Source organism: Pigmentiphaga sp. NML030171, assembly GCF_002188635.1.
Classification (GTDB): Bacteria; Pseudomonadota; Gammaproteobacteria; order Burkholderiales; family Burkholderiaceae_B; genus Pigmentiphaga; species Pigmentiphaga daeguensis.
This window is the reverse complement of the sequence record NZ_NINX01000029.1, coordinates 272,694-286,709: the sequence shown is the minus strand read 5'-3', so window position 1 is coordinate 286,709 and position 14,016 is coordinate 272,694. Positions and strand designations below refer to the sequence as shown.

Below are 14,016 nucleotides of genomic sequence, written 5' to 3'. Positions count from 1 at the left end.
GTCCTCCCCTCACACGTCCAGCAGCGGGCGGTGCTTGATGTGCCGGGCGAAGACCTGCATGAACTGCGGATCGACGCGCGCACCCCACACCGCCAGCGAATGGCCGACGATCCAGAGCACGACGCCCGGAATCCACAGTTGCAGGCCCAGGCCGACAGCGGCGGCCAGCGTGCCGTTAGCGATCGCTACGGTGCGCGGCGCACCGCCCAGCAGAATCGGCTCGGTCAGCGAGCGATGCAGCGGCACCTCGAAGCCGTCCGCGAAGGTGTCAGGGGCACTCATACGACCGCCCCGCCGGAGAAGCTGAAGAACGACAGGAAGAAGCTCGAAGCGGCGAACGCGATGGACAGACCGAATACGATCTGGATCAGCTTGCGGAACCCGCCGGACGTGTCGCCGAACGCGAGCGCGAGGCCCGTGGCGATGATGATGATGACCGCGACGATGCGCGCCACCGGCCCCTGGATGGATTCGAGGATGGATTGCAGCGGGCCTTCCCACGGCATCGAGGAACCGGCGGCCTGCGCGGCTCCGGCCAGGAACAACAGCAACGCGGCCAGCAGCAGCCCTTGCCCCGCAGGACGGGCCAGGCAGCGCAGCCGCGCAAGACGCAAAGCCGGATTTGCAGAAAAACGGAAAGCAGGAATGGTCATCTGCGTCATGGCAGTTCTCCAAGTGAGTCAAGGGATGAGGAAGTCGCCGCAGCGGGTACGGCATCGGGGTTTGGCGACAACTCGGGAAACGGCGTGTCCAGCGCGTCCGCCTCCCAATCCGCCAATCGGTAGCCCACGCCGTCAAAGCCGACGACGCGGGCGATGCTCTCGATGCGGCGCTTGCGCCCGCGCCCGGCGATATGGATCACCACGTTGACCGCCTCGGCGATCAGCGCACGCGGCGGGTTCACCGCCACTTCGAGAATCAGTTGCTCCAGGCGCAGCAGCGCGCCGAGCGCGGAGCCGGCGTGGATCGTGGCGATACCGCCCGGATGGCCGGTGCCCCACACCTTGATGAGATCCAGCGCCTCGGCGCCGCGCACCTCGCCGACGACGACGCGATCAGGCCGCAGGCGCATGGACGACCGCACCAGTTCGGTCATGGACACGACGCCGGCGCGCGTGCGCAGCGGCACATGGTCGCGGGCCGCGCATTGCAACTCGATGGTGTCTTCGAGCACCAGTACGCGGTCGCCCGTGGCGGCGATCTCGGCCAGCAGCGCATTGGCGAGCGTGGTCTTGCCGCTGCTCGTGGCTCCTGCGATCAGGACGTTCTGGCGCTCGCGCACGGCGCGAACGAGAAAGCCCGCCTGCTCGGCGGTCATCATTCCGTCCTCGATGTAGCGCGACAGAGGGATGACGCCGATGGCGCGCTTGCGCAGCGCGAAGGCCGGCCCCGGCGCAGCGGGCGGCAAGATGCCCTCGAAGCGTTCGCCGGTTTCGGGCAACTCGGCGGACAGCAGCGGTTGCCCGCGATGGACTTCTGCGCCAACGTGGGCCGCGACCAAGCGGATGATTCGCTCGCCGTCCGTCTCCGGCAACTCCGCGCCCATCGGCGCGCGCCCACTGGAAAGCCGATCCACCCAAAGGGTGCGATCGGGGTTCAGCATCACCTCCACCACGTCCGGGTCTTCGAGCGCGGCGGCGATCAGCGGCCCCATCGCCGTGCGCAGCATCTGGATGCGGCGGTCGAGCGAGGTGGTGAGGGATGAAGGCGCGGCGCTCATGAGGCACGCTCCTGCGCTTGCGCGGCTGCCGCCGCGTCTTCCATCCGCATTGGGTCGGGATGCAGTTCCTCCACCACGTCGCGCACCAGGCTGCGGCCCCGCAGCAGGTGGCGGCCAAGCTGCTCGGTGAACTGCTCGAAGCGCGCCTTGCCTTGCGCGCGTGCCGCGTCTTGGTGCGCCTCGGGAACCGGAGTGCTCACGGTCAGGTAGTAGCGGATGAACAGCGCCAGCGTTTCGATGGCGATGTTCTGGTCGCGCTCCATGCGATCGGCCTGGCGCGAGAGGCGATCCAGCCGCTTGGCAATGGCCGCCTCGCGCTGGTCGGCGGCATCGGGCGACAGCCATGATGCGAGCGCCGCCGCGACGATGGACGACTTGGACACGCCTTTCTTGGCGGCCAGCTCATCGAGCCGCTTGGCGTGCTCCGGCTGGATGAACAGGTTGAGGCGATAGTGGCTCATAGCTCGATTCCGTCGTTGGGGTCGAGGGAAGCCAGCCGGGCGCTGCGCTGCATGGCCGGATCAAGCTGGCGAGGAAGGGGAAGCGGCAGGTCGTCGTCGTCATCGAGCAGCGCGAGGTCGGCCGTGGGAGCGGCCAGCTCGGAGTCGTAGGCGACGGTTTCGGAGAGTTCGGGCTGACGGCGCGGGCCGCCGTCGTCGGCCGAACCCAAGTTCTCCAGGCCATCAGCGGACGCGGCGGCCAGTGCAGCGGGCACGGACGGAATCGCCAACCCGCTCCAGTCGTCGGGCCGCAATGGCGGCGCGTCGGCGTACTGCCCATCCGCCAGCGCGGGCGGTGGCAGCACGCGACGCTTGAAATTGGCGTCCGCGTAGTAGCGCAGCTTCTTCGCCTTGATCGGCGCCACGCTGGACACCATCACCACGGCCTCGTCAGGCGGAAGCTGCATGACTTCGCCCGGCGTCAGCAGCGGGCGCGCGGTTTCCTGGCGCGACACCATCAGGTGGCCCAGCCACGGCGCGAGCCGATGGCCCGCGTAGTTGCGCTGCGCGCGCAGCTCGGTAGCGGTGCCGAGCGTTTCGGAAATGCGCTTGGCCGTGCGCTCGTCGTTCGTGGCGAACGTCACGCGCACATGGCAGTTGTCCAGAATCGAATGGTTCTGGCCATAGGCTTTGTCGATCTGGTTGAGCGACTGCGCGATGAGGAAGCTGCGGATGCCGTAGCCCGCCATGAAGGCCAGGGCCGTCTCGAAGAAGTCGAGCCGCCCCAGCGCCGGGAACTCATCGAGCATCAGCAGCAGCTTGTGGCGGCGCTGAATGCCGTCGGAGCCGTCGAGCGATTCGGTGAGGCGCCGGCCGATCTGGTTGAGGATCAGGCGAATGAGCGGCTTCGTCCGCGAAATGTCCGAAGGCGGCACCACGAGGTACAGCGATACCGGATGCTCGGCAGCGATCAGGTCAGCGATGCGCCAATCGCAACGCGAGGTGACTTCGGCCACCGTGGGATCGCGGTACAGGCCGAGGAACGACATGGCCGTGGACAGCACGCCCGAGCGTTCGTTATCGCTCTTGTTGAGGACTTCGCGCGCAGCGGATGCCACCACGGGATGTGGGCCACCACCTTCCTCGTTCACGAGGTGCGGCGTAGTCATCATCCGATGCAAGGTCAGCTCGAACGGACTGGCCGGGTCGGAGAGGAAGTTGGCGACGCCGCGCAGAGTCTTGTCTTCGCCTGCGTAGAGCACATGCAGGATGGCCCCAACCAGTAGCGCGTGCGAGGTCTTTTCCCAATGGTTGCGCTTCTCCAGCGCACCTTCGGGATCAACCAGAATGTCCGCGATGTTCTGCACGTCGCGCACCTCATGCGCGCCGCGCCGTACCTCCAGCAGCGGGTTGTAGGCCGCTGACTTCGCATCGGTCGGGTTGAACAGCAGGCAATGCGAGAAGCGCGAGCGCCAACCGGCGGTGATCTGCCAGTTCTCGCCCTTGATGTCGTGGATGACGGCCGAGGCTGGCCAGGAAAGCAGCGTCGGCACCACCAGGCCCACACCTTTGCCCGAGCGCGTGGGCGCGAAGGTCAGGACGTGTTCCGGGCCTTCATGCCGCAGGTACTGGCGGTCGTGCTGGCCGAGGAACACGCCGGCCGGCTGCGTGAGGCCAGCCTTGCGAATGTCATCCGCGTTCGCCCAGCGTGCCGAGCCGTAGGTCGTAACCAGCCGCGATTGGCGCGAGCGCCAGATCGACATACCGATGGCGACCACCACCGCCAGCAGGCCACTGCCGCCCGCGATGGCGCCGCCGGTATCGAACACGCGCGGCGCGTAGGCATCGAAGAAGAACCACCACTCGAACAGTTTCCACGGGTGGTAGATCGGTGTGCCGAGAAGATCGAACCAGGGCGAGCCAAGGCGTAGCTGGTAGCCAAGGGCTGCTGCTGTCCATTGCGTGGCGCTCCATACGCCAGCGATCACGATGCCGAATACCACGGCGATCTGACCGAACAGCACGTTCGTCCCTTGCATAACCTCGCCTCCGATCACGGCACACAGAGGTGCCGCAGCACTGAGGATCAAGGCGTTCGCGCAGGTCGGTCAAAGGCCGATGTGGCGGCAATTTAGGCCCAAAAAGTCAGATTTCCTTTAGTGGCGAAAGCAATAAAAACGCCGCAAGCGCGAGCGCATTGCGGCGTAGTGAGGTAACAGCGAGAACTTCGTCGCAGCGAAGCGACCGAGAGATAACCTACTTGGATTTTTGCTCGGGCCGATCACCGAAAAATCGCCGTTTGGCGGCTTCGGCAGCACGCAGACATAGTTCGTCGCCAACCTTCGCGCGGTCTTCCTTGCATTGACGTTGAATCTCTTTGATGCGTTCGGGATTGGCTACGAGCGCATCCACGGTTTCCGAAGGTTGAGAAGGACCGCATGCAGGCAGTGCAGTGACCAATATCAGCAATATCACTTTGTTCATAGCCTTATTCCTACTATCGGTCGCGTGGAAGGTCTTCGGGGATGCCGAGTTCATCAGCCGAATCAATAAAATCTACTCGTTCGATAAATCGAGCCAGCATTTCGGACGGCTCCGTATCGCGGCGCAGCAGATAGGTCATGAGCATAGTCGGCTTGCCCGCCAAGCGCCGGGCCACGACTCCCGGCTCGCGGCTGGAAGCAATGTGCGCCTCGCCCGCCAAGCCCAATGCTAAGCCGGCGGAGACTAAAGTCATCATCACGTCGAAGGTCGCCACGCGCTGCGCGATCAGCGGCTCTTGTCCGCATGTGCGTAGGAACCGATCGACCTGGCGCGCGTGGCCTTCGCACACTGCTGGGTCGCCCAGCGCCAGCGGATGGCGCAACACCTCCTTCAGCGGGATCTGTTTGAAGGCAAGCACCGGATGGCGGGCTGGTACCGCCACCATCAATTCGTCTTCCCATGCAGGAGTGACGATGATGCCATCACCTGCATCCTCTGCCATCGAGAAGCCCGCGTCATACAGGTCGCTATGAAGCCCCTTGATCTGCTGATCCAAAGGCACCTCGAACAATCGGATTTCCACCTCGGGGTCCTCTTCGCGGCTGCGCGCCAGCAATGCCGGCAGGCGCGAAGGCGTGACGCCATCGGACAAGGCAATACGCAACTGGCCGCAAAAGCCGTTGGCGGCGGACTTGACACTATCGCGGGCCTGCTCCAGCACTGTAAAGACTCGCTGAACGTGCTCCAGAAACAGCCGTCCAGCGCGGGTCAGTTGTGTGCTGCGAGTGGTGCGGACAAACAGGCGTGCGCCGAGTTCTTCCTCCAACTCCTTGATGGTGCGAGATAACGGAGATTGGTCGATGTGCAACCGCTCGGCAGCGCGGGCAAAGTGAAGCTCCTCTGCTACAGCGAGGAAACACCGTAGATGACGAAGCTCCACAAATCAATCTCCTATTAAGTGTTATTTGAACCTACACATTGAATCTTCTGTCCGGGGTAGTCACCGAAGGCCATGCGCCTATCCGAATCGGACAGGCGCTGGGACTTCTTTCTGACGCCATTGGGAGGCATCAGCAGATCGCGCGAATTACCCGCCGTGCTCCTGTTCAAGCAGCGAGCTGAGGCGAGCAACTTCATTGCTGGTAATGGCAATGTTCCGCCCGTCCTTCGTCGCCACTGAGGCGCCGATGGATTGATACACGGCGCGTCCGAAGCGACTTTCCTGTGCCATCTTTCCATCCTTGAAGACGTACAGCGTTCCCCCGTCAGCCAGCGGAACCATCTCCTTGGCTGCCTGGGCTGCTGCATGACCGGCGAAGGCAGGCACGGAGAGGGCGCTCAACAGGGCGGCAATGACAATTTGCGATTTCATGATCGACTCCTTTGTGAAAACGACGACAACTTGCGCCGCGCCGTTAAATGTAGAAGCGCGCGATCTACAGATCGCTTACCCGTGCATTACATTCAATTCATGTGCTGTCATTTGGTGCCAGTCAAGGATTAGGTGCCGTTGGGAGAAAGGATGCCAAGCCACGCAACGCTCGCCAAAACCAGAACGGCTAATGTCGCCTCCGTGAACAGACTCTGCCGTAGCTTGACGACCGCGTGTGCGTGGTTGCCTGTTCTCAATGCCGCCTCCAGACTTGGGCTCAGTCGAAACCGATTGGCTGCCGCCAGCGCGAGCATTCCTCCGAACAACAGGAGTTTTCCTACGAGCAGGCGGCCATAGAGCGTTGAGAAGAGCGGATCAAGCGATGGCCCAGCGATCAACAGGTAATTCAGGGCTCCGGTCACGACGAGTGCCGCCACGATCACAGTACCTATCCGAGCGAAACCATTGGATGTTCGGCTCAGGATCTCTACTGAGCCTTGCCCGGTATTTGGTTTGTTCGCCGCAAGCACCAAGAACGCGATCAATGCGCCTACCCAGGCACCGGCCGCCCAGAGGTGCGTGATGTCCGAAGCGAGATGAATGTATCCGCGCACGCCGTCATCCATGGCGCCATGTCCCGCCCATGCAAGGGTCGCCAACGCCACACCACTGGAAGCGGCCATCGCTGCAAAACGCAGTGTTGAATTCATGCGCAACACTGCGATGAGCACACACGTCACTAACGCCAGGATGCGAATGCACCAGGCGATGCCCATGTGCGTGCCCGTAATGAGCATGTCGAAAACGTGCGTTGACAGCTCCGCGTAGCTTTGGGCGCCGGACATGGCCTTGGCCATGACCGTCATGCCCCACATCGACAGGACAATGCCGATGGCGGCGGATGCGCCAATGAGTACGCGATAGCGGCGCGAGATCGTCGAGGATCGCTCGTCGTTGCCCAAAGCATAGAGTCCGAACATGGCGACGCCAAACGCCGCCGCCAGGTCCAGATAAAGCGCCAGGCGCAGGACGATGGTCAACCAATCCCCGGCCATGGGCTTACTTCACCTTGAAGGTGACGTTACCCGTGATCGGATGCGTGTCCGAGGAGACGGCACGCCATTCGACGCGATAGTCGCCCGGCTGGAGCGCCTGTGCCGGCGTGATGACCATGGTCTTGCCGTCGCCGGCACCCGCGACGCTGGCGTTGATCTTCATCGGGCCATGGCTCGCCATTCCCGGCATGCCCGTCATGACAAGGCTTGCGGCGGAGAACTGCGGCACCAGCGTTTCGGAGAACTTCAGCTCGATGGTGGCTGGCGCGGAAACCTGCGACTTGTCGGCCGGCGTTGAAGACACCAGCGAAGGATGCGCGAATGCGGCGGTGGCGAACAGGCCAGCAGCGATCGGCGCGACGAGCTTGGCGATGAAATGTGAACGGGTCATAGAAGTTTCTACCTGGATGTGTGAGGTGTGGTTTAAGAACGAAATGCCGAGATAAGGCTTGCACCTTCGCAACGGCGTGGAACGAAAGAAACGGTTCGCTGGGCGATAGCAGACTCCTGTTGGTTCTGAAAGATGTTTCGGTCACAGTCGGCTCGCTCTCAGCCGCAAGGCGTTGCCCACGACCGATGCCGAACTCAGGCTCATCGCCAATGCTGCGATCAGGGGCGACAGCAACCAGCCCGTGAGGGGATAGAGAACCCCGGCGGCGATGGGGATGCCCAGCGCGTTGTAGAGGAAGGCGAACATGAGGTTCTGCTTCATGTTGCCCACGGTACTCACCGAGAGCGTGCGAGCGACAGCAATGCCACGCAGGTCGCCCTTGACCAGCGTGACCTGAGCGCTGTTCATCGCCACGTCGGTTCCCGTTCCCATGGCGATGCCCACGTCTGCCTTCGCCAAGGCCGGCGCGTCGTTGATGCCGTCTCCGGCCATGGCGACGATGCGGCCTTCTTTCTGCAGCCGCTCGATCAACATGAGCTTGTCCGCCGGCTTGACCTCACCATGCACCTCGTCGATGCCTAGGCGTGCACCGACGGCTTTGGCGGTGGTCTGCCCGTCCCCGGTGGCCATGATGACCCGCAGGCCCGCAGCCTTCAACGCGGCCAGGGCCTCGGGGGTGCTGCCCTTGACCGGGTCGGATACGGCGAGCAAACCCGCGAGTTGCCCGTCCACAGCCAAGTACATGACGCTGGCCCCTTCGCCGCGCAGAGTTTCGGCCTGGGGTACGAGCGGTTCCACCGATACGCCAGACTGTTCCATCAGCACTGTGTTGCCCAACGCCAGTTGCCGGTGCTCAACCTTTCCGCGCACGCCGATGCCGGTTCCCGATTCAAAGCTCTGAGGCTTCACGAGTTGGAGGCCCTGGGCACGCGCGGCCTGCACGATGGCGTCGGCCAGGGGGTGTTCACTGCCCTGGTCCAGGCTGGCCGCAAGACGCAGCACCTCATCGTTCGTAAAGCCGGGTGCTGCGACGACCTGATCGAAAGCAGGTCGGCCTTCGGTCAGGGTTCCTGTCTTGTCGATGACGAGGGTATCGACCTTGCGAAGATTCTCGATCGCCGCGGCATCGCGGAACAACACGCCCTGCGTGGCGCCACGGCCCGTTGCGACCATGATCGACATCGGCGTGGCCAGACCCAGCGCGCACGGGCAGGCGATGATCAGGACGGCCACCGCATTGATCAGTCCATAGACCCAGGTGGGCTGTGGCCCGAAGAATCCCCATACAAAGAGCGTCGTGACCGCAATGGCGACGACGGCCATCACGAAGTAGCCGGCAACGACATCGGCCATGCGTTGCATCGGTGCCTTGGAACGCTGCGCCTGGGCGACCATCTGGACGATCTGCGATAGAACGGTGTCCGAGCCGATCCGCTCCGAACGCATGACCAGCGCGCCGTTGGTGTTGAGTGTGGCCCCGATGACCTTGTCGCCCGCGCGCTTGCTGACGGGCAGCGGTTCGCCGGTCAGCATGGATTCGTCAATCGAGCTGCTGCCCTCGTGCACGATGCCATCCACCGGCACCTTCTCGCCGGGTCGGATGCGCAGCAGGTCGCCGACGTGCACATGGCTGAGCGGCACGTCTTCCTCGCTGCCGTCCGCATTGATGCGCCGCGCGGTCTTGGGCGCCAGCCCCAGCAGCGACTTGATGGCCGCCGAAGTCTGGGAGCGGGCCTTGAGTTCCAGCACCTGGCCGAGCAGTGTCAGCGAGATGATGACGGCGGCGGCCTCGAAATACACGCCGACCCGTCCCATGGACATGAAGGAGGCTGGAAACACTTCCGGCGCAACGGTTGCCACGACGCTGTAGATGAATGCCGCACCCGTTCCCAGGCCGATCAGTGTCCACATGTTCGGGCTGCGGTTGACCACGGACAGCCAGCCGCGGGAGAAGAAGGGCCAGCCGGCCCACAGCACGATCGGCAACGACAGCACCAACTCGACCCAGCTCTGCGTAGCCATGTCCATCAGGTGCAGCCGCTCGCCCAGCATCGCCAGCGCCAGGACCACGAGCGTCAACGGCAAGGTCCACCAGAAGCGACGCGAGAAGTCACGCAACTCCGGGTTGTCGTCGTCGAGGTCGGGCAGCAGGGGCTCCAGCGTCATCCCGCACTTGGGGCAGGTTCCCGGATGATCCTGGCGGATCTCCGGGTGCATCGGGCAGGTGTAGATCGTTCCGGGTGCGGTTGGCGATGCCGCCGGGGCCGGTGAAACTGCGGTGCTGGCATGGTGATGCGGCGCATGGCCGCTGCCTGTGCCTATGCCCGCGCCACCGCTGGCATATCGCGCCGGATCGGTGTCGAATTTGGCCTTGCATCCGGTGCTGCAAAACAAGTACGTGTTCCCCAAGTGCGTGGAGCGGTGCTCCGACGCCGCCGTGACCGCCATGCCACACACCGGATCGCGCGTCGCGGCATCGGGCTGCGAGTGGCTTGAGGACCCGCCCGCGTCGTCACTGCCGGCATGGCTGGCGTGATGGTGGTGCGTATGCGGGCCGGACGTTGTGGCACCCGCCGCCATGCCTGCGTGCTCATGTCCTGAAGACTTGCTGGGTGAATTCATAGTGACAAGTGCCCTCCGCCGTTAACCGTTGGTGTCTGGTGATCGCAGCAGGCCGCAGGCGCGCAAGGAGACAAGCGCGGCGTCGCGTGCTCGCACGGTGCGAGCACGCGACTCATTGCTTCTGCTCCTTGGCGGGTGCGGCACCTTCCTCACCCTGACGCGCGGCATGATCGTGTCCGCCGTGGCCGTGACCACGGTGCATGAACAGGTGCATCAGCGGACAAGCCGCCAGCAGCAGGAAGGGGAGATAGCCGGCAACATGTGCCGTGTGCTCCTTGAGCAGGAAATACGCGGCGACAGCGGCGATGATGAGGAACGCCACGCCGTAGCGCGATCGCCAGAACCGGGGACGATCGCTGGGGGTCTGTGTGTGCTGATGCTGCATGGCATATCTCCACGGAAAAGGGTTGATGGATGGTCAGCGATGCGACTGATAGACCGTGCTACTACCGTTTTTCCCGATCAGCAGCACGTCGTAGGCGTCCTTGCGTCCACCATAGGCCGGACCATCCATGCCGGGCGAACCGACCGGCATGCCCGGCGCCGCGAGGCCGATGGCCTGCGGGGCTTCGCGCAGCAAGCGTTGAATGTCCGAGGCAGGCACATGACCCTCGATGGCATAGCCGCCGATCTGCGCCGTGTGGCACGAACCGTACTTCTGCGGGATGCCCAGCCGCGTGCGCGCTGCCGTGTTCCCGGTGTCAAGAACCTGCACATCGAAGCCTGCGCCTTGCAGGTGTGAGACCCAGTCCTTGCAGCAACCGCAGCTCGGGTCCTTCCACACCTTGGCGATCGGTCGGCTCTGCGCCAGGCTCGGTCCTGCGAGTGCCATCACCAACAAGCCAGCGATCAATGCTTGGCGTCTCGGCACTTTGCCCTGGCTTCTGTCGTAGTGCATGTTCATAGATTGCCTCTCATCAGATGATCAAACCCACAAGGTTCTAGAACCAGAATCGCACGCCAGCCACCCAGCGCGTCTGCTGCGCGCGGCCACCTTCGGCGCGCACATAGTCCGCGGTGCGTCCGAAGCTGCCCGCCCGTTCCACGCCGATGTAGGGGGCGAACTGGCGACTGAATTCATAGCGCAGGCGCAAGCCAGCAGACGCTTCGGCCAAGCCCTTGCCGATACCGCGTTCCGGGTCGTCCTTGCCATAGAACTGCAATTCGGCACGAGGCTCCAGAATCAGTCGCTGGGTCAGCAGCAGCTCGTAGCTTCCTTCGACACGCAGCGCCGTACGTCCGCCACTTCCCACGTAGCCCGTCGCCTCCAGCTCGAACCAGTAGGGGGCGAGGCCCTGGATGCCGAAAGCCAACCATTGACGGCTCGGGCCTTCTCCGTTATCCACCCGAACGCCGAGCTGGGTGTCCCAGTACGGTGCGACGGCGTGCCCCCAGAGAAGCTCGGTACGCGATTCTTCGAGCTTTCCTTTGGCGATATCGCCTTCGGCCTTCACGACGGCCTTGTTGTAGGTCGTCCCATACCAAGCCTGGAGGTCGTAGGCCGTGGAATCGTCCCCTTTGCGCGTGAAGCGGCGTTCCAGGGTTTCGCCGCGCAACGAGAAGAACCTGTGTTCGTCGGCCAGCATCAGCCGCGGCACACCGGGTACGGCGTAGTCGCCCGATCCCAATGTCAGGCCATTGGAGTAGCCATGCGGATCGCGGGCGTCAGGAGGCGCCGACCCGCCCTGCATCTGCATGTTGCCGTGATCCATGGCCGGGGCCGCGGTCGAGCCGCTCGCCGACGTCGCGTGACCCGCGTGCGGGTCGGCGGCAGGAGCCACGGTCTGAGTGGATGGCGCGGCCGTTTGAGCGTCGGCCTGGCCGTGCGCTGCATGGTCGTTCTGTGCTTGTGCCTGGGCGGCGACGCTTACCAGGGCCAGAAGCGTCGTGGCCAGTGCGCGAGTGGGGAGTGCTTTGGACATTCTTGGTCTTCCTTGTGCGCTGGGTTCAAGACACCACGACTTCGCGGAACATGCCGGCATCCATGTGGAACATCAGGTGGCAGTGCCACGCCCAGCGGCCGAGCGCGTCGGCTGTCACCAGGAAGCTGATGCGTTGTGCCGGCTGCACCGGCAGGGTGTGGCGGCGCGCAAGGAAGCGACCGTCGGGGCTTTCCAGCTCGCTCCACATGCCGTGCAGGTGCATGGGATGGGTCATCATGGTGTCGTTGTGCAGAATGACCCGCAGCCGCTCGCCGTGTTTGAAGTGCACCGGCGTGGACTTTCCGAACTCCAGCCCGTCCAGGGACCATGCGTAGCGTTCCATGTTGCCCGTGAGGTGCAGTTCGACCTCCCGGCCAGGGCCTCTCTTGTCCAGCGGCCCCGACGGGGTATGCAGATCCGCGAGGGTCAACACGCGCCGACCGTTGTTGCGCAGTCCGATGCCGGGGTCATCGAGGTTGGTGCGCGCCATGTCAACGCGCATGTCCGTGCTGGCACCATACTCGGTGCGAGCGTGGCGAGCAGTAGTGCTGGGCACGGCCAGTCCCCCCGCAGCCGCGGCGTGTTGGCTGTGATCCATCGCCATGCCACCGTGGTTCATGGCGCCGTGATTCATGCCAGCCATCGCCCCATGATCCATCCCGGTCATCCCGGTCATCCCGGTCATGCCCGTCATCTCCATGGCTTGGCCGGACCCGCCGTGGTCCATGCCCCCCATCATGCTGCCCATCATGTCGTTCATGGTCAGCCATTCGACCGGATCGAGGGCAGGCACGGGAGCTTGAAGACCTTCACGCACGGCCAGCGTGGCCCGCGCGTAGCCTGTCCGGTCCATCGCCTGGGCGAAGATCGTGTAAGCGTCATCCCGTGGCTGGACGATCACATCGACGGTTTCGCCCGGACCGAATCGGAACTCATCGACCGTCACCGGCTCCACGTCAACACCATCGACGTGCACCACCGTGAGTTTCAGTCCGGGAATGCGTACGTCGTAGAAGGTGTTGCCCGCACCGTTGACCATGCGCAGCCGCACGCGCTCACCCGGTCGGAACAGCGCCGTCCAATTGCCGGCGGGGGTGACGCCGTTGGCCAGATAGGTCAGCGTGGCGGCGGACAGATCGGCGAGATCCGTCGGATTCATCCGCATCTCGTTCCACATCTTGCGCTTGTCGATCGCAGCGGCCATGCCGTCGCGCGAGGCGTCCCGGAAGAAGTCGAAGACGGTAGGTTGGTTGTAGTTGTAGTAGTCGCTTTGGGACTTGAGCTTGGTGAACACCCGCATCGGGTCTTCGTCGGTCCAATCCGAGAACAGCAGCACGTGGTCACGGTCGGCGCGGATGGTCTCGGCACCAGCGGGGTCGATGATGATCGCCCCGTACATGCCCGTGAGTTCCTGGAAGCCGGAGTGCGAGTGGTACCAGTAGGAGCCGCTTTGCTGAACCTTGAAGCGGTACGTGAAGGTCTCGCCGGGAGCGATGCCATTGAAGCTGATGCCCGGCACGCCATCCATCTGATACGGCAGGATGATCCCGTGCCAGTGGATGGATGTGGCTTCACGCAGCTTGTTGGTCACACGGATTGTGACGGTGTCACCCTCGCGCCAACGCAATGTCGGTGCCGGCAGCGAGCCGTTGATGGTCGTAGCCACGCCTGGCTTGCCCGTGAAGTTCACGGGCGATTCGGCGATCACCAAGTCGAACTCGGTGCCCTTCAGCACAGGGGCGGCACCGCGCGTCGCGGAGCCTTGTTGGGCAAATGCCCTGAGCGCCGGGGTGGACAGCCCGGCCAGGACGCCGCCAGCGGCCAGCCCCTGAACAAAACGCCGACGAGACAGGCCCAGTGGGGGCGCGATTACAAAGGGCGAACGAGGCGGCATGGCCTGAAATCCTCCATAGATAACTTGAAAGTCGTCTTTAGAGCCGCCTTTGGTCTTGGGCGGCACGGTTCGACGCATGGAGGTCATGCTATGGAGTGACCACTTTCGGATGAATG

15 protein-coding genes are annotated in these 14,016 nt (G+C 63.9%); all 15 read right to left on the bottom strand.

The features are described 5' to 3' along the window. Nucleotides 1-9 precede the first annotated feature (9 nt). The 15 genes from CDO46_RS10710 to CDO46_RS10640 all read right to left on the bottom strand — a co-directional run bounded on the left by CDO46_RS10710 (nucleotide 10) and on the right by CDO46_RS10640 (nucleotide 13,900). The gene (locus CDO46_RS10710) at nucleotides 10-282 is read right to left on the bottom strand and encodes a VirB3 family type IV secretion system protein (protein ID WP_003103993.1); all 273 of its coding nucleotides are present in this window, start codon (nucleotides 280-282) and stop codon (nucleotides 10-12) included. After that, a complete protein-coding gene (locus tag CDO46_RS10705) occupies nucleotides 279-662 on the bottom strand; it encodes a TrbC/VirB2 family protein (RefSeq protein ID WP_012202373.1) in 384 nt (127 codons plus the stop codon). The genes CDO46_RS10710 and CDO46_RS10705 overlap by 4 nt, the downstream gene beginning before the upstream one ends. Then, on the bottom strand, nucleotides 659-1,720 hold the full coding sequence (trbB, locus tag CDO46_RS10700) for a P-type conjugative transfer ATPase TrbB (protein ID WP_012202374.1): 1,062 nt from the start codon (nucleotides 1,718-1,720) through the stop codon (nucleotides 659-661). Before trbB ends, CDO46_RS10705 begins: the two co-directional genes overlap by 4 nt. After that, the gene (locus tag CDO46_RS10695) at nucleotides 1,717-2,181 is read right to left on the bottom strand and encodes a ribbon-helix-helix protein, CopG family (RefSeq protein WP_012202375.1); all 465 of its coding nucleotides are present in this window, start codon (nucleotides 2,179-2,181) and stop codon (nucleotides 1,717-1,719) included. Before CDO46_RS10695 ends, trbB begins: the two co-directional genes overlap by 4 nt. Then, nucleotides 2,178-4,199 (bottom strand): conjugal transfer protein TraG, encoded by a 2,022-nt coding sequence (locus CDO46_RS10690; RefSeq protein ID WP_012202376.1) that lies wholly within the window; start codon nucleotides 4,197-4,199, stop codon nucleotides 2,178-2,180. The genes CDO46_RS10695 and CDO46_RS10690 overlap by 4 nt, the downstream gene beginning before the upstream one ends. 217 nt (nucleotides 4,200-4,416) lie before the next feature. Next, entirely contained in the window at nucleotides 4,417-4,644 is a 228-nt protein-coding gene (locus CDO46_RS10685; protein ID WP_016451559.1) for an EexN family lipoprotein, read from the bottom strand. A gap of 13 nt (nucleotides 4,645-4,657) precedes the next feature. Then, nucleotides 4,658-5,584: a LysR family transcriptional regulator gene (locus CDO46_RS10680; protein WP_012202378.1), complete on the bottom strand. Its 927-nt coding sequence runs from the start codon at nucleotides 5,582-5,584 to the stop codon at nucleotides 4,658-4,660. A 147-nt stretch (nucleotides 5,585-5,731) separates the two neighbouring features. Further along, a complete protein-coding gene (locus CDO46_RS10675; RefSeq protein WP_016451563.1) occupies nucleotides 5,732-6,016 on the bottom strand; it encodes a CopK family periplasmic copper-binding protein in 285 nt (94 codons plus the stop codon). Between the two features lie 128 nt (nucleotides 6,017-6,144). Beyond that, on the bottom strand, nucleotides 6,145-7,071 hold the full coding sequence (copD, locus tag CDO46_RS10670; RefSeq protein ID WP_008063304.1) for a copper homeostasis membrane protein CopD: 927 nt from the start codon (nucleotides 7,069-7,071) through the stop codon (nucleotides 6,145-6,147). Between the two features lie 4 nt (nucleotides 7,072-7,075). After that, nucleotides 7,076-7,462, bottom strand: coding sequence for a copper homeostasis periplasmic binding protein CopC (copC, locus tag CDO46_RS10665; RefSeq protein WP_008063308.1), 387 nt, complete (start codon nucleotides 7,460-7,462; stop codon nucleotides 7,076-7,078). A 141-nt stretch (nucleotides 7,463-7,603) separates the two neighbouring features. Next, nucleotides 7,604-9,910 carry a heavy metal translocating P-type ATPase gene (locus CDO46_RS10660; protein WP_232357027.1) on the bottom strand — a complete coding sequence of 769 codons (2,307 nt, stop codon included), beginning with the start codon at nucleotides 9,908-9,910 and terminating at the stop codon, nucleotides 7,604-7,606. A 286-nt stretch (nucleotides 9,911-10,196) separates the two neighbouring features. Further along, nucleotides 10,197-10,469: a DUF2933 domain-containing protein gene (locus CDO46_RS10655; RefSeq protein WP_008063316.1), complete on the bottom strand. Its 273-nt coding sequence runs from the start codon at nucleotides 10,467-10,469 to the stop codon at nucleotides 10,197-10,199. Nucleotides 10,470-10,502: 33 nt separating this feature from the next. After that, nucleotides 10,503-10,988, bottom strand: coding sequence for a DUF411 domain-containing protein (locus CDO46_RS10650; protein ID WP_003090303.1), 486 nt, complete (start codon nucleotides 10,986-10,988; stop codon nucleotides 10,503-10,505). A gap of 37 nt (nucleotides 10,989-11,025) precedes the next feature. Next, nucleotides 11,026-12,006 carry a copper resistance protein B gene (locus tag CDO46_RS10645; RefSeq protein ID WP_005408883.1) on the bottom strand — a complete coding sequence of 327 codons (981 nt, stop codon included), beginning with the start codon at nucleotides 12,004-12,006 and terminating at the stop codon, nucleotides 11,026-11,028. A gap of 25 nt (nucleotides 12,007-12,031) precedes the next feature. Continuing rightward, nucleotides 12,032-13,900 (bottom strand): copper resistance system multicopper oxidase, encoded by a 1,869-nt coding sequence (locus CDO46_RS10640; RefSeq protein ID WP_016451566.1) that lies wholly within the window; start codon nucleotides 13,898-13,900, stop codon nucleotides 12,032-12,034. Between the last annotated feature and the right edge of the window lie 116 nt (nucleotides 13,901-14,016).

Excerpts from the sequence above, each read along its gene's own strand:
- CDO46_RS10660 (WP_232357027.1), bottom strand. The coding sequence starts at position 9,910 with ATGGCGGTCACGGCGGCGTCGGAGCACCGCTCCACGCACTTGGGGAAC.
- copD (WP_008063304.1), bottom strand. The coding sequence starts at position 7,071 with ATGGCCGGGGATTGGTTGACCATCGTCCTGCGCCTGGCGCTTTATCTG.
- CDO46_RS10650 (WP_003090303.1), bottom strand. The coding sequence starts at position 10,988 with ATGAACATGCACTACGACAGAAGCCAGGGCAAAGTGCCGAGACGCCAA.
- CDO46_RS10710 (WP_003103993.1), bottom strand. The coding sequence starts at position 282 with ATGAGTGCCCCTGACACCTTCGCGGACGGCTTCGAGGTGCCGCTGCAT.
- trbB (WP_012202374.1), bottom strand. The coding sequence starts at position 1,720 with ATGAGCGCCGCGCCTTCATCCCTCACCACCTCGCTCGACCGCCGCATC.
- CDO46_RS10655 (WP_008063316.1), bottom strand. The coding sequence starts at position 10,469 with ATGCAGCATCAGCACACACAGACCCCCAGCGATCGTCCCCGGTTCTGG.
- CDO46_RS10705 (WP_012202373.1), bottom strand. The coding sequence starts at position 662 with ATGACGCAGATGACCATTCCTGCTTTCCGTTTTTCTGCAAATCCGGCT.
- CDO46_RS10690 (WP_012202376.1), bottom strand. The coding sequence starts at position 4,199 with ATGCAAGGGACGAACGTGCTGTTCGGTCAGATCGCCGTGGTATTCGGC.
- CDO46_RS10645 (WP_005408883.1), bottom strand. The coding sequence starts at position 12,006 with ATGTCCAAAGCACTCCCCACTCGCGCACTGGCCACGACGCTTCTGGCC.
- CDO46_RS10675 (WP_016451563.1), bottom strand. The coding sequence starts at position 6,016 with ATGAAATCGCAAATTGTCATTGCCGCCCTGTTGAGCGCCCTCTCCGTG.
- CDO46_RS10695 (WP_012202375.1), bottom strand. The coding sequence starts at position 2,181 with ATGAGCCACTATCGCCTCAACCTGTTCATCCAGCCGGAGCACGCCAAG.
- copC (WP_008063308.1), bottom strand. The coding sequence starts at position 7,462 with ATGACCCGTTCACATTTCATCGCCAAGCTCGTCGCGCCGATCGCTGCT.
- CDO46_RS10640 (WP_016451566.1), bottom strand. The coding sequence starts at position 13,900 with ATGCCGCCTCGTTCGCCCTTTGTAATCGCGCCCCCACTGGGCCTGTCT.
- CDO46_RS10685 (WP_016451559.1), bottom strand. The coding sequence starts at position 4,644 with ATGAACAAAGTGATATTGCTGATATTGGTCACTGCACTGCCTGCATGC.